Consider the following 14,412-nt stretch of genomic DNA (forward strand, 5'->3'; position numbering starts at 1 on the left):
AGGAGTTTTCCTGTGTTTTTTCGTTTTTTTAACCATAATAAGGGTAAATAAACCTGGAACTTCCTGAACCGCCCCTGGAAAAGCCAGCTTGGAAGTTCTCTGCCATTGTGAAGCTGTGCTATTTTTGGTATCTTAAACACTATATCAAAATAGCTTCGCGCAAAAAATTAAAATAGAAAAGGAGTTTTTCAATGGGGATTTTCAACGACATAATCTCACAGCTAAATGACTTTATGTGGGGCTATATCTTAATAGCCGTACTTGTCGTACTAGGTACATACTTCACCTTCAGAACCAGATTCGTGCAATTCAAATACTTCCCTGAAATGATCAGGGTACTGAAAGATCCAGCGACCGTTTCAGCCGAAGGAAAACGGGGGCGATCGTCTTTTCAGGCATTCACTGTCAGTCTGGCTTCCCGAGTGGGCACAGGAAATTTGGCCGGTGTTGCCACTGCCATTGCTGCAGGAGGGCCCGGAGCTGTTTTCTGGATGTGGCTGATCGGGTTGATTGGTGCAGCTTCCAGCTTCATAGAAAGCACACTTGCACAAATTTATAAAGTTAAAGACCAGGATGAATACCGTGGGGGTCCTGCTTACTATATGGAGCGGGGTTTGAATAAGCGCTGGCTGGGAATCCTGTTTGCAGTAATTATCATTTTTACATTTGGTTTAGTATTCAACTCTGTTCAATCGAATACGATTTCCCTGGCTTTTGACCAGGCATTTGGTTTTGACCGTTTCTGGATGGGAATCATTTTAGCTGTTATGACAGCTGCAGTCATCTTTGGAGGGATAAAAAGAATTGCTATTGTTTCCCAAATCATTGTTCCAATAATGGCTGTTTTATACGTAATTCTCGCATTCATCATTGTAATCATGAACTTCGGCGAAGTCCCTGCCATGCTGAGCTTGATCATCAAGAATGCATTTGGCCTTCAGGAGGCAGTTGGGGGCGGAATGGGTGCGGCCGTGATGATGGGAATCAAAAGGGGTTTGTTCTCAAATGAAGCCGGAATGGGTAGTGCTCCTAATGCAGCTGCTACGGCAGCAGTCACTCACCCGGTTAAACAGGGGTTGATCCAGACCCTCGGCGTGTTCACTGATACTATTTTAATCTGTACTGCTACAGCGTTCATTATCATTCTTTCCGGAGCCTATACGAGTCCCGATCTTGATGGGATCCAGTTAACCCAAACTGCTCTTTCAGCTCATATAGGGGACTGGGCACCAGCGATTATTGGCGGAGCAATTTTCCTTTTCGCATTCACCTCAATTATCGGGAACTACTATTACGGTGAAACGAATATAGAGTTCATCAAGGAAAGCCCGACCGCCCTTTTGATCTATCGTTTGGCCGTAATCGGGATGGTGTTATTCGGTTCAATCGTTGAGTTATCAATAGTCTGGAACCTGGCCGACTTATTCATGGGGCTGATGGCATTGATCAACCTTGCAGCGATCACATTGCTCGCCAAAATTGCCATGGCAGCATTGAGGGATTACAGGGATCAGCGCAAACAAGGAAAGGACCCAGTATTTTATTCGGATTCTATTCCTGGTTTAACCGGCATTGAATCATGGGAACCAAAAAATAGAACTGAAGGACAAGAAACTAAATAATACGGTAAAAAACCCTCTGAAGCTTATCAGAGGGTTTTTTGCATCTTTTTTCCATTATTGGACATGTTAAGTGTATATAGATTGGAGGGATGCATATGAAAAGGGAGCTTTTACTTACTTTCTCCGCTTTTTTTCTTATGTCATTAACTGCGCTGACCGGTGTTTATGCCGGTGAATCTACTGAGAAAACCGTGACCTTATCCGAAGATCAAGTAGATGTAACCGGGGATGGGAAAAGGGACCTGATTTATGTTAAAGGTGTTCCTTTCGAGGAAGGAGCTCAATTCCTGAAAAGAATCTTCCTCAAGGTGAAGGCATCTGATGGGAAAACCTACAAAATTGAGCTTGAGGGTGGATATGATCCTACGATTGATTATAAAGACTTAAACCATGACAAGGTAAAAGATATGTTCATCAGCATACCGACTGGAGGCAGTGGAGGCCTATCCAACTTTTATTTATATACTCTGAAGGATTTTGAAGTAAAGGATTTGACCGTACCTGAGCCTCTTGCAATCACCAGCCAGTTTGAAGATGGTTATAAGGCGTCCATAACGATTGCGGAAACGGGGCAGTCATACAGTTTTGACCTGAGCGACAGGAAAGAGGATTATGACCGTCTCGGACTCTATCAGGATGGCAAGCTGAATGAACCAACAGAACTAATGGTCCTGCCATACGGGGTTTTGAAACCTGTAATCGTCAAAGAAAACCAATATGAATTGGCAGGCAGCCAGCGAATCAACGGAGCATACAATGCAGATGGAATTGCAGAGGTCGAATCCACATGGTTCTATGACAAAGGAAAATGGAATCTGATCGATACGAAGGTGAAAAGCCTGGATACACCATGATCTAGGCGTTTGTCACGTTTTTATATGATCAACATATGCTAAGGGTAAAAGGATTCTTTTGTGGAAGGAGCCTTATGCCATGAGCAAATTCAATCCTGAGAAGTTAAACGTTTGTTTTATCCCTCCAGCAACCGGATTTCTGCCTCTTGAAGGCAGAAAATACACGCTTACACATTCTGACATGACAGGGGAACTGTTTTTATCCATCGGCAATGTGTATGACTATCAAGCCATCAACTATAAAATGCGCGATGAAGTTTTAGCCGATTGGGTAACAATGAACGGTGAATACATGCTGTACGGTAAGGTTTATATCAGTAATGGAGAATACGACCCAAATATGTCGAGAATCAGGTATATGATCTTCAAGAGAGAGCTTGATTTAGCTTTAACAGGGATCATCTATGGAGACAGAACCTTTTTCACAAACTATCCGTGGCTGCTTGACGCACCAATTTACGTTCAATTTTCATCCATTTATCCGGAGTTTAATAAAGTAGCATATTACGGCACTCCGAGAAAGTATTTGAATTTGGTCAACAAAGAAATAACACCAGAAGCACAGGCATAAGCCTGTGCTTCTGGTGTTTTTAGACGTGGGAGGCAGAAGCGAAAAATAAAAACATAATTATATTATGTAAACTAATGTTGGATTTTAAATCCATAAGGGTTCCATAATAGAGAATTGCAGAATAACGAATAAGTGGCCGTAATTACTGGGTACAGCAAAATAGTGAAACGGAAATTCAGCAAATTGTAGCCGAGGGTTAAATCTAAAGCATATTGACCATACAAAGCCATCAAGAAAACAAAAAACACATGAAATAGATCTCGAGAAAAAAAGTAAACAGAAACTTTAAGAAATAAATCAACAGACAACCATAAACAGAAATTTAGATTACGACTAACAAAATGATCAAACTATAAACCATTACTCAAATTTCAAATCCCATCTCACTAACTTAAGTATACTTAGTTATTGAGACAGCAACATAAATTCGATCTATAACTTCCTAGAATTTATGTTATGTAAACTAACAATAACTTATTGTTGAATGGAGACTTATCCCTTTAAATTTCCGTAATAATGAATAATTGGAACTACGTTCCCTCTTGTTCCTCATAATCATTGTCTCCTTCCGTTGATTATCGTTTTAAAACTTTGAACGATAATTCCTTTATCTCAACCAATAATTTGTTTTCTCGTTCACTCATCAACACTCTATGAGGTTGTTTTTATGATGTTCACTGAAGCTTGTGATGAATTTTTAATGTACCTTCAAGTCTAACGGAATTTATCTACAAATACGTTATCCAGTTATGAACTCGATCAAATGACATTCCAGGACTTTTTGATCCGTCATAATCGCTCGCAGCAAATCGAGGATCACAGTCCATCGACTGTCCGTTGATTCATCCAGAAATTGGTACTCAAAAAGAATCTGAAGCCTGTACTGTGCCAGGAAGATATCAGAACCCTAAATTCGACAAGCGTTTGCCAACATGAACCTTGATGAACTTAAGATGCTCTTTAAATACCTAGAAAATGGTTCCGGCCCTCTGCCCCTTAAAAATGAGTTGCTATTCAAATTCCTGGCCACTACGCGCCTTAAAAGGCAGGAACTCGTTGATCTTTGCTGGAATTCTTCCCTTTGCCCATCACTTTCAACGTCATGAAACTTAAATCTACATGTGGATAAGGTGGATATCCACCTTATTCAGGAGTTGTTTCATGACAGCATTGCGTCAAAAGCCATTTATACCCACGTGGATTTTGAGCAGAAAAAGAAACCCATCGAAACGTTCTTGAAGGAGCCTAATAAGCAGATCACTTTTTAACTCCTTTCTGTTCATTTTCCGTAAAACCATTAATCATTACATAATCCTTAGAAGTTGGAACCTTACCTAACTGTTGGGAGCGCTTCTCATTACTATTCGGCCTTTCCCCCATTTGTAAACCGTGGGAAGGGCCAATAGTAAAGTGGTTCCGTTAAAGACATTGAATGGTTGTACTTTGGACATTTTGATTGATGTGACCGAGTTTTTCGTTTCCCGAATAAAATCCTGTTTGTTGATAATCCCCCTGTGCTACATGATTCGCTTGTTTACCCTGATGTACTGATTCCTTCTAATCTTCCGTGCACCCGAATATACATGGATTGCGGGTGGAAAATAGCTTTACTCATGTAAGTAGTATCGCTATCATGGAATGGATTCATGATTACACCATTTTGTTGAACCGGATCTTGGTAATTTAACATACTTGGATCTTGATAATGTATAGGTTTCATATAAAGTTGGAATAACCCTGGTCCATATAAGGACCGGGTTTCATCACTGTTCTCTTCGTGCATTTCTTCCCAAACTTAAATTTATTACAGGAATGCTGCCCCGTTTGTTTAATAAGGAATTCAGCAAAAAGGTTCCTTAATACTTCCAGGTTCAACGCGCCCTATAGTGATGAAGGCTAGTTCGTATTTTGAAAAATGGACATAAACATAATAATTAACGGATATTAAGAAATCATTGATTCAACAAAAAAGACGATGGAATCACCGCCTTAATTGATTGTTTTATCTTTCAGTTAATTTTATTTTTGAAATAAAGATAATCAACCTTTTGTTTTGTGGCCATTAGTTGGGATGCAAGTATTGCTGTGTAGATAGTTGTTAATAGTATGCCAAAAACTGCCATCCCAAATATTGAGTCCTTGTTATTCAAAATAACAAACCTCCATTTCTAAAGGGATTTATGGGAATTCATCTTGGATTTATTCAATTTAAGGTTTTAAAATGACTTTTATACAATTATCTGTCCTTGTGTCAAAAACTTCGTATCCATGCTTGGCCTGGTCTAATGGAAGTACATGTGTGATTACATCACCAATATCAACCTTTCCTTCAGATATAAGATTATAAAGAAAAGGCATGTACGGAATAACTGGGGCCTGACCCATTTTTAGGTCAACATTTCTTTGAAAAATGTCTCCTAACGGGAAACCATTATAACGTCCCCCATATACTCCTGTAATTTGAATGGTCCCTGCTTTGCGTACAGCCTGTGACGCAATAACTAGACCACCCATTGCTCCGCCATGTAGTTTCATTCCGGATGCAAGATATTCAAGAGGTGTCATCTTGCCACTCATACCTGAACAATCGATAACGATATCTGCTCCGCCTTGTGTTATCTCTCTTAAATATTCTCCAACGTTTTCATGTTCTTCAAAATTCACAGTCTCCACTTTATTGGTCCGTTTCGCATGCTCAAGCCGGTAGTTGAGGTAATCGACCGCAATAACACGTTCAGCACCTTTAAACCAGGCAAATTTTTGAGCAAGGAGACCTACTGGACCACATCCTAAAACGATAACAGTATCACCAGCTTTGACACCAGAGTGATCTACACTCCAGTAGGCTGTTGAGGCTGCATCTGCAAGTAACACTAACTTTTCATCTTCTACTTCGCAATTCTCCGGTATTTTAAAGGGAGTAAAGTTGCCATATGGAACTCGCATATATTCAGCTTGTCCGCCAGCAAATCCACCGGTTGTTTCTGAATATCCAAAGAAACCGCCCATTTCACCATGAGGGTTTGAATTATCACATTGGCTGGTTATGTCATGGTTACAGTACCAGCATTGCCCACAGCTTACATTAAAGGGAATAATCACTCGATCCCCTTTTTTCAATTTTGTTACTTCCGGTCCTACTTCTTCGACTACCCCCATGGGTTCATGGCCTATTACATAATCAGTTGGCATATTGGGAATCATTTGATGAATCAAATGCAAATCAGAACCGCATATAGCAGAAGATGTTATTTTTACAATGATATCATCACCATTTTTGATTTTTGGGTCTTTTACTTCTTTAACCTGGACATTTTTACTCCCCTGGTACGTGACAGCTTTCATTTTTCTCTAACCTCCCTTATTTATTAGGCGTTGCGAACATTCCGAGTCTATCCGTATCATTCGGGAATAAGTTCATCCCGGCAATCATTAAAGCATTGTCGGCAGATTTAAGATCTAACTCAACTTGCTTACCAACATCGTGCGGATACAACCAGCCCTTGCTTATCATCAATTCAGATATCTCGGTGTGCAAATCAATAGATAGTTCCATTTGCCTGTATAATGCCTCTCTTAACTCCAGGCTTGATGTTTCAGTTAACGCAATGGCATATGTATGAATGCCCGTTTTAACTGAAAGAAGAAATTCCAATGCAATGCCCGAATCTGCCATTTCTGGCATATGTTCGGCTCCTTGGGGATCCAAATAATCCATTTCCATTTTTCTTCACCTCATTCTATATAATTGGTTCTTGCCCCTTTATAAAAATCTTTAAGTTCATTTATCGCTGCAATTGACTGTTGAACATCTTTTTCCATCAGTGCTTTTAAATCATTATCGAAACAAAGTCCCTGCATAAGCTTTGATTTCAATAAGCATACAGTTTTCAGGTTTAATACCTCATGTGTTTCCATTGTTTCATGATAAGCTAAGCTTTTCTTCTCCATGACTTCACCTCCTGAAATTAAAATCCCTTTAATATGTGAATATTATTCAAAGGAATATTACTGGTTATGGAATATTTTTGGTGGAATGTTAATCTCCTGTCTGAAGCAAGATAAGAGAAGTTTTTAAAGATTGGAGAGATACTCTTGACAAAATATTTAGGACTTCATGAAACGCTGGAGACACTCGAATTAATTGCTTTTAAAACAGTATGTTTAACAAAAGCTGTAACTATGAGCAAATTGCTTCCTGATGGAAATCTTAAAACGATTCTTTCTGGTGATTTAGAATCAGGAAGTCAAGGTCTGAAGCAACTTCAGACCTTTATTACAAACCGGGAGGAGACTCAAAATGACTAATATCCTGCAAAATATAGCTGGGATGGGAGGATTAACAGAACAGGCGATCGCCTCGGATTTCCTGATTTCATCTAAATCTGCCGTCAGAAATCTCGCATTTGCTATTACGGAAACAGCTACTCCTGAACTGAAATCAGCTCTTCGCAAGCAATTAAGAAATGCAGTGGATACACATGCCAAGATAACGGATTTTATGACTGCAAATGGATATTATCATCCTAATCATTTAGGTGAACAAATAAATGTGAGACTGCAGGATGCACATACTGTTTTAAAGCTTAAAGATCAATAGGGGCAGTATCGTACGTTTAATGCAAAAAAAATCAGCTGCTATAAACAGCTGATTTTTTCCTTCAATATATTACAAGGGTAGATCTTCAACCAGCCTGTCAGTTGAAGAAGAAAAGCAGCCAGTCACTGTTACTCTTTCACACCGTAATCATTGTATATGATCCAAATTACTTTTGTGGTTTCTTACTTTTAGCAAGAATACATTACAACAGCTGACACAAAAACATGCATTGACAGGATAGTATAAAAGACCCACTCCGCCAAAAAAAGGCCCTACAAAGAAAGGCTTATTCTTGAATGTTACAAGGGCCTCTTTTAATTCTTGGACCAAATATATGCTTTCTAGGGTTAGGTCTTTTCTCGCTTTTTCCTAATCCTGCCCTATCGTAGATGAGAATTGAGTAAGTGGAGTAATTTCAGGCACAATGGATTCCCGCGCCTTGAATAGTCTCCATATCCAGCATCCATTACGACAGTGGGTTTATTCGTTTTTTCTCCATATATTTTTGCAAATAATTTAAAGCCATTAAGCTGAACGAGTGTTTCTTTTATTGGTGTTTGTGTATCTCTCATTTAACCTCCATCGTGCTAAACCAACAGGAACGGTTCTCTTATTTATACTGGCTACCGGTCCCTGAAGGGGCCGTCCGCTTGAAAATCCTTTAGGGATATATGTTGAACAATTTGGAATCAGAAACCATTTTATACGGTCCTAAGGACAGCTTTACGGAGCAGATTGACCAAAATATCACCCTGCTTAGAAGAAGGCTTCCACTGATAGAACTCAAAACGGAAAAGTTTTCTGCCGGATATCTTACTAAAGTAAAGGTTGTAATGCTGTATATAGAGGGAATAGCAAATTCAGAAATAGTCGACATTGCTCGTAAAAAAATCTCAAAAATAGATTTTGTTTCCGTGAACCGCAAATAATTTTGCGGTTTTTTTCTGCCTCTTGTCCAACATGCTTCGATTGTTTAAATAGGGATTCAATAAAAAAGGCCGATAATCCTTCTTAAAGCAAAATAGGGTCTAATTTAACAATTACCAAACCCATATATCCCAAGGGTTCGGGCATTTATATCACCATTTTTAATGAAGCGTTAATTTTTATATTAATATTTTAATTTCTGACAACTCGAAAAAACGGGATTAAAGAACTGTAAGGAACATTCTGTGTTGAATGTAAACAACTTTTTCACACTTTTATTACTTTATTTGCAGTTAAGACAATATACATTCTATAGAAGAAAATTATTTCTATAGGAGGTTTCCATGGATCAAAAGGATAAAAGTCGTCAATTAGACCAAATAAAGCAAATGCAACAAATGTTTAAAGCGAACATGAAAATTCAACCTTACCCCATATACCCAAACTATGGGAAAATCACACGTTACGAAGAAATTCCGATAAGTTTACCCGAACAGCGCCAGCTGCGACATCCCGGTGTGGAAAAATTAATGGTTCCCCTTCCAATTATCGAAAACCCGAACTATAAAGGGAGTGGAAAGTTAAAAGGAAAAGTAGCACTTATTACAGGGGGGGACAGTGGTATTGGTGCAGCAGTAGCAATTGCGTTTGCTAAAGAAGGCGCAGATGTTGCTATTTCATACTTAGATGAACATGAGGACGCAAATAGAACAAAAACGAGGATTGAACAACTCGGACAACGTTGTTTTCTAATGCCTGGTGACTTGCGAGACAAACAACAGTGTATCTCCATTGTAGAACAAACAGTAGCTACGTTTGGGGGTCTCGATATTCTTTGTAACCACGTTGGTATCCAATTCCAACAACTAAGTCTGCTTGAAATTACAGATGAGCAATTCGATGACACCTTTAAAGTTAATATATACTCTCATTTTTACACAACAAGAGCAGCGCTTCCTCATTTAAAACCAGGCAGCTCAATCATTGGCACTTCTTCAGTGGTGACGTATGTAGGTGAGCAACAAATGATTGATTATACGGCCACAAAAGGCGCAATAGTTGGATGGACACGTGCCTTGGCTAAAAATGTCGTGAAACAAGGGATCCGAGTCAATGCCGTCGCTCCCGGTCGAATTTGGACCCCACTTATTTCCGCAAGTTTCTCGTCAGACCAAGTCGCTGTGTATGGAGCATTTAATCCAATGGAACGAGTTGCCCATCCATTTGAACTCGCACCAACCTTTGTCTATCTTGCTTCTGATGATTCTCGTTTTGTTACTGGTCAAGTTCTTCATGTTGATGGGGGAGAATCCACACATTCTTAATGGAAGGGGGTTACTATTTTGAGATATGAATTTAATCCAGAAGTAAAGTTATTGCTAATAAACCATTCAAATGAAAAAGTAACGATGGTCTATATGGAGGATTCCTGGCCAATGTCTAAAATAGCACTTAGACCACCATACTATTGCTACCCAAGTTACGTGCTGAATTATCCAATAATCTAGTGATAACTTACAAAAAGACTTCTATACAGTCGTTCCTACATTTTTAGACATATGAGAAACATCACTTGCTTATCCTAGGCCACTTTGTGCGTGGGTCAAACTCGTTATTCGTTATTTTCTCAAAAAACTTAAGAAGAAAATGTATGACTGATGCCCGTCCCATTCTCATATTGATATTTTTAACCCAACCCAATGGAAACACATTATAGTGGCCCCCATAAACTCCTGTTAATTAGACCGTTCCACATTTTCGCAAAGCTTTTGTAGAAATTTAAATAGGTCAAAAGGTTCCAACTTGAAATGCTCACTCGCCATTTAACGGAAGCTCTTGATATGCATGAACAAGTTTCCTTATATATGGGAGAAAAAGGATGGTATCATGCTTGGGATACAAACGAACAAATCAATTTAGATTTGAGTAATATCGATACAGCATTGAACTTACCCACTCTAAAAAATAAAATAGGAGCAGTTTAGCATTACCCACCTAAACTGTTCCTAATAAACCATTTATATTTAAATAATTAAAATATACGATTTCCCTCCTTTTGCGACCACCATTTTCTTTAACAATTACAAATTTGATGTCTTGCTTTTATGAATAGAGCTATAATAAGCTTACCCGTTCAAATTTTACAAAAAAATTGAACCAACTATATCAAATGGTAGGAGCAGGAAATTCACCAATTTTCATACGAATTAAACTATAAGGTTTTTGTCGCAGGTCTTTTCCATAATGAAATCTTGCCTGCCGATGTAATTGGTTCACAATGACATATAAGTATTGATCCGGACCAATCGAAAAAGTATCCGGCCATAAAATTCTCGGGTCATGTGCGATGGTTTCCATTGTGCCATTTGGCAATATCTTTCGAATACTGTTGTTTTCATAGTCTCCGGCATAAATGGTTCCTTTTGCATCAGTGATCATTCCATCAGACGCACCTTTTTCTCCCCAGTACCCCACCTGATAGGGTAAATCAATGTCCGGTATATTTCTGTCTCTCAGGGCTTCTGTTGGGATCGAGAACAGATGACGGCTTGTTAGTGGACAAAAAAATAATACCTTTCCATCGGGAGAAATCGCAATACCGTCAGACGCCAATCTAAATGGTGATGTGGTACCATCTTTGTTTCGGTTCATTAAAATTTCACCTTCTACTTTCGGTAAAAAATAAGGATCGGGTGAAGTTGAATTTGCCCCATTTAACCGTCTAAACGCGTTTCCAGTTTCTAAATCTACAACGATAATAGCTCCGGGTCCTTTGGAAGATGAATCCGTTATATATGCATAACCTGCGTTTCCAACACGAAAATCAAATCGGACATCATTCAGATAAGTTGTTGGCAGGACCACATCTTCTGTAAAGGTATATACTCTTCTAATTGTATTGGTTTTTAAATCGACAGCGACTAATTTTGCCCCACCTTTTATGGGTTCAGAAAAATTGGGTGCCGCTGTATCCAATACCCAAAGCGTTCCCCTGCCATCCGCAACTACACTTTGGACACTGATGAAAGTCATTCTGATATTTGCGGGGTTAACCAAATTGGTTTGTAAGTTAGGATACGGCTGCAATTGACCCTCAACAATTTCCGCAACCGTAAATTTAACATCATCTCCCCATTTCGGAAAACAAATAAAAATACGACCTTTTTCCGAAACACTAACACCTGTAGGCATAGCCCCATAAAATGTATGAACCAGTTCTAAATTACCGAAATATTTTTCACTAGGCAGCATAGATTTCATGATATCCTCCTCAACCATTTAAAACGGGATATCACCTATATATGATTTATATATTTTCTAGTGCATGTTTTGTAACAAATTTTCCTTTTCGAAAAGATGATGGATGTTCGGAAATTCGAACCATTCCCTATTCTTCAAGGCTGATATTTTCTAAGAAATATATAAGATAATGCTGATGCAAAAAAGCCTAAAAATTGTACCATGGCAATTTAGTAAGCTAATTTTTTATAGTCAGTTTCACAATTTATCATTACCTCCTTTTAAACATTAATAGGTTGGCCGCCTAATATACCATTCCTATTCAAAATTTCTCATTAACCCAAAGAAGCAGACCAATTCAGTTGCGAATTGGACTGCTTCTTCGGATGCTAATTTAATTTTTATACTCAAAAACCAGACCTATTCCTTATTTTCTGCATTATGTTGTTTATTTGTTTATTAAAAGGCGATTTTTATTTGCGGGTTCAAAATAAAATCCCAAAATCACTTTATTGGATACTTTGAACGATTTGAGATAACCCTTCGCTAAGTGGTGCAGCAGAACGTCCAAGTAGTTTTTCAAAATCGCTGCTCTCGATTTCAAGTGTACCCTCTCGAATATCTTTCTGGATACCAACTAGAAAAGGAATGAGGAATTCTGGAACGCCAGCACCCTTCATTACCTCAGCATAAGAAGCATCATCAACCTGTTGTACTGGTACTTCCTTACCCAATACAGCGCCAAGTGCAGAGGCAAACTCCTCCTGTGTAAATAACTTGCCAGAGAGCTCATAAATAGTGTTTTCGTGCCCGTTACCAGCTAATACTGCCGCTGCAGCCTCTGCATAATCCTGTTGTAATGCCCATCCAACTTTTCCGGTTCCTGCAGAAGTTACCCATGGGGCTCCTGCCAGTACACCTTGAATGCTTGAACTTTCATTCTCCAAGTACCAATTGTTACGTAAGAAAGAATAAGGAATCCTTGTTTTCAAAATAGCTTCTTCTGTTGCCTTATGTGTTGGTGCAAGCATGTTTTTACTTTCCTGTGCGTTTGCAATGCTAGTATATACAATAAATTTAACACCGGCACGCTCTGCTGCAGCAACCGCATTCTTGTGCTGACGGATTCTTGTTTCATTGTCTCCATCCGCAGAAATAATCAATAAGCGATCTATTCCCTTAAAAGCCGTATCTAAAGTTTCTGGACGGTCAAAATCTCCCTGGCGAACTTCTACTCCTCGGGTTTTTATTCCTTCTGCCTTCTCCGGATTCCGAACACTAACTGCAAGTTGATTTGCTGGAACTGTTTTCAACAAAGCATCAACAATTTTGGTGCCCAATTTCCCTGTAGCTCCAGTTACTAACAATCTCATCTTCCATTCCTCCCAATAAAATTGTTTATAGTTACATCCTTCAGTTGCATACATTAAATTATCTGTAACCAACTCGGTTACATGTAATCATAATAATTACAATTTAAGATTTTGTCAATAACTATAAATGGTCATTTTTTAAGGTATAATATAAAGGGTGTAACCACTTTTATTACAAGAAAAGATTTATCCTTATGAAGATGCAAGAAAGGTGATGAATAATGTCCATTAGCAGCCGATTCGCTGTAGGCGTTCATATATTATCTCTTATAGAGTTTAATAAAGACGGTGTAAGTTCATCTGAATATTTAGCAGAAAGTGTAAACACAAATCCAGCACTTATCAGGAAAATTATTGGAATGCTAAAGAAAGCAGGGTTAGTAGAGGTACATCCTGGTATTCCGGGAACTAAGCTTGCAAGGAGTTTATCTGACATTACTCTGCTGGATGTATATAAGGCAGTTAATGTTGTACAGGATAATGAATTGTTTAATGTTCATGAAAGCCCAAATCCTAAATGTCCTGTAGGAAGAAACATTCAAAATACGATCATTCCTATATTGTCTGCTGCACAATTAGCGATGGAAAAGGTCTTAGGAAATGTAACCATCGAGTATGTAGTTAAGGATATGCTTGAAAAAGAAAAAATAAATTAACATCTAGTCATAGTTTAATAAAGGTATGTCATTACAATTGGCATTTACAATTTAATAGATATGTTTTGTCAGCCTTTTACAAGGCAAACAAAAAAAAGGGGCAATGCTATATACATTGCCCCTTTCTATATTGTGGTGCTATTTGCCTCGATTTATATAGTCAAGTTTTAATTAATTGACTCTTTCTTAGGGTTTAACCCTACAGTCTCCATATAGTTTTTACCCCAATTATACATAGCATCAAGAATCGGCATCAAGCTTCTCCCCTGTTCAGTAAGGGTGTATTCCACTTTTGGAGGAACAACCGGGTACACTTTCCGATCTACTATCAAGTCTTCTTCCAGTTCTCGCAATTGGTTCACAAGCATTCTTTGCGTGATTCCTGGCATGAGAGCCTTCAATTCACCAAATCGCTTGGTTCCTTCTTTCCCTAGATGCCATAAAATCAGCATTTTCCACTTACCACCGATAACTGATAGCGTCAATTCCTTTTCACAGTTAAAGATCTTTTCCTGCATTCGTGACATTTCACTCACCTCTATCGGTTATTATATCCCATAGTATACTTT

At 38.6% G+C, this 14,412-nt stretch carries 14 protein-coding genes and 2 pseudogenes; 9 read left to right on the plus strand and 7 right to left on the minus strand.

Features of this window, described 5'->3' with window-relative positions; all coding sequences use genetic code 11:
• The first annotated feature begins 191 nt into the window (after positions 1-191).
• The 3 genes from EJA10_RS14585 (at position 192) to EJA10_RS14595 (ending at position 3,047) form a co-directional block, all read left to right on the plus strand.
• Entirely contained in the window at positions 192-1,622 is a 1,431-nt protein-coding gene (locus EJA10_RS14585) for an alanine/glycine:cation symporter family protein (protein ID WP_125480758.1), read from the plus strand.
• Between the two features lie 95 nt (positions 1,623-1,717).
• On the plus strand, positions 1,718-2,476 hold the full coding sequence (locus tag EJA10_RS14590; RefSeq protein ID WP_125480759.1) for a hypothetical protein: 759 nt from the start codon (positions 1,718-1,720) through the stop codon (positions 2,474-2,476).
• Positions 2,477-2,555: 79 nt separating this feature from the next.
• Positions 2,556-3,047, plus strand: coding sequence for a staygreen family protein (locus EJA10_RS14595; RefSeq protein WP_125480760.1), 492 nt, complete (start codon positions 2,556-2,558; stop codon positions 3,045-3,047).
• A 2,208-nt stretch (positions 3,048-5,255) separates the two neighbouring features.
• On the opposite strand, the gene EJA10_RS14600 is transcribed toward EJA10_RS14595, so the two are convergent.
• Genes EJA10_RS14600 through EJA10_RS14610 form a run of 3 tightly spaced genes read right to left on the minus strand, consistent with a single transcriptional unit; the run spans position 5,256 to position 6,998 of the window.
• Positions 5,256-6,392, minus strand: a complete 1,137-nt coding sequence (locus tag EJA10_RS14600) for a zinc-dependent alcohol dehydrogenase (RefSeq protein WP_125480761.1) — start codon at positions 6,390-6,392, stop codon at positions 5,256-5,258.
• Between the two features lie 16 nt (positions 6,393-6,408).
• Positions 6,409-6,771, minus strand: coding sequence for a spore coat protein (locus tag EJA10_RS14605; RefSeq protein WP_125480762.1), 363 nt, complete (start codon positions 6,769-6,771; stop codon positions 6,409-6,411).
• A gap of 11 nt (positions 6,772-6,782) precedes the next feature.
• Positions 6,783-6,998: a spore coat protein gene (locus EJA10_RS14610; RefSeq protein WP_125480763.1), complete on the minus strand. Its 216-nt coding sequence runs from the start codon at positions 6,996-6,998 to the stop codon at positions 6,783-6,785.
• Between the two features lie 144 nt (positions 6,999-7,142).
• Here EJA10_RS14610 and EJA10_RS14615 point away from each other — a divergent pair, with 144 nt between their 5' ends.
• From EJA10_RS14615 to EJA10_RS14630, 4 genes are all read left to right on the plus strand, one after another.
• A complete protein-coding gene (locus EJA10_RS14615) occupies positions 7,143-7,355 on the plus strand; it encodes a hypothetical protein (RefSeq protein ID WP_125480764.1) in 213 nt (70 codons plus the stop codon).
• The gene (locus tag EJA10_RS14620; RefSeq protein ID WP_125480765.1) at positions 7,348-7,647 is read left to right on the plus strand and encodes a spore coat protein; all 300 of its coding nucleotides are present in this window, start codon (positions 7,348-7,350) and stop codon (positions 7,645-7,647) included. Before EJA10_RS14615 ends, EJA10_RS14620 begins: the two co-directional genes overlap by 8 nt.
• Before the next feature lie 683 nt (positions 7,648-8,330).
• Positions 8,331-8,576, plus strand: a complete 246-nt coding sequence (locus EJA10_RS14625) for a spore germination protein (protein ID WP_246017807.1) — start codon at positions 8,331-8,333, stop codon at positions 8,574-8,576.
• Positions 8,577-8,918: 342 nt separating this feature from the next.
• The gene (locus EJA10_RS14630; RefSeq protein ID WP_125480766.1) at positions 8,919-9,899 is read left to right on the plus strand and encodes an SDR family oxidoreductase; all 981 of its coding nucleotides are present in this window, start codon (positions 8,919-8,921) and stop codon (positions 9,897-9,899) included.
• A gap of 271 nt (positions 9,900-10,170) precedes the next feature.
• Here the strand turns inward: EJA10_RS14630 and EJA10_RS23810 are convergent.
• A pseudogene (locus EJA10_RS23810) lies at positions 10,171-10,353 on the minus strand (glutathione-dependent formaldehyde dehydrogenase); the annotation flags it as partial.
• A gap of 26 nt (positions 10,354-10,379) precedes the next feature.
• On the opposite strand from EJA10_RS23810, the pseudogene EJA10_RS14640 reads away from it, so the two are divergent.
• Positions 10,380-10,559, plus strand: a pseudogene (locus EJA10_RS14640) (spore coat protein); the annotation flags it as partial.
• Positions 10,560-10,740: 181 nt separating this feature from the next.
• Here the strand turns inward: EJA10_RS14640 and EJA10_RS14645 are convergent.
• Both EJA10_RS14645 and EJA10_RS14650 read right to left on the minus strand, forming a co-directional pair.
• Positions 10,741-11,835: an L-dopachrome tautomerase-related protein gene (locus tag EJA10_RS14645; protein ID WP_125480768.1), complete on the minus strand. Its 1,095-nt coding sequence runs from the start codon at positions 11,833-11,835 to the stop codon at positions 10,741-10,743.
• 488 nt (positions 11,836-12,323) lie between these two features.
• Positions 12,324-13,187, minus strand: coding sequence for an SDR family oxidoreductase (locus tag EJA10_RS14650; RefSeq protein ID WP_125480769.1), 864 nt, complete (start codon positions 13,185-13,187; stop codon positions 12,324-12,326).
• 221 nt (positions 13,188-13,408) lie between these two features.
• Between EJA10_RS14650 and EJA10_RS14655 the strand changes: the two genes are divergently transcribed.
• The gene (locus EJA10_RS14655) at positions 13,409-13,843 is read left to right on the plus strand and encodes an Rrf2 family transcriptional regulator (protein ID WP_125480770.1); all 435 of its coding nucleotides are present in this window, start codon (positions 13,409-13,411) and stop codon (positions 13,841-13,843) included.
• Positions 13,844-14,010: 167 nt separating this feature from the next.
• Here EJA10_RS14655 and hxlR read toward each other — a convergent pair whose 3' ends face one another.
• Entirely contained in the window at positions 14,011-14,370 is a 360-nt protein-coding gene (gene hxlR / locus EJA10_RS14660) for a transcriptional activator HxlR (protein ID WP_125480771.1), read from the minus strand.
• Between the last annotated feature and the right edge of the window lie 42 nt (positions 14,371-14,412).

This window comes from Mesobacillus subterraneus, from assembly GCF_003937825.1.
Lineage (GTDB): Bacteria > Bacillota > Bacilli > Bacillales > Cytobacillaceae > Mesobacillus > Mesobacillus subterraneus.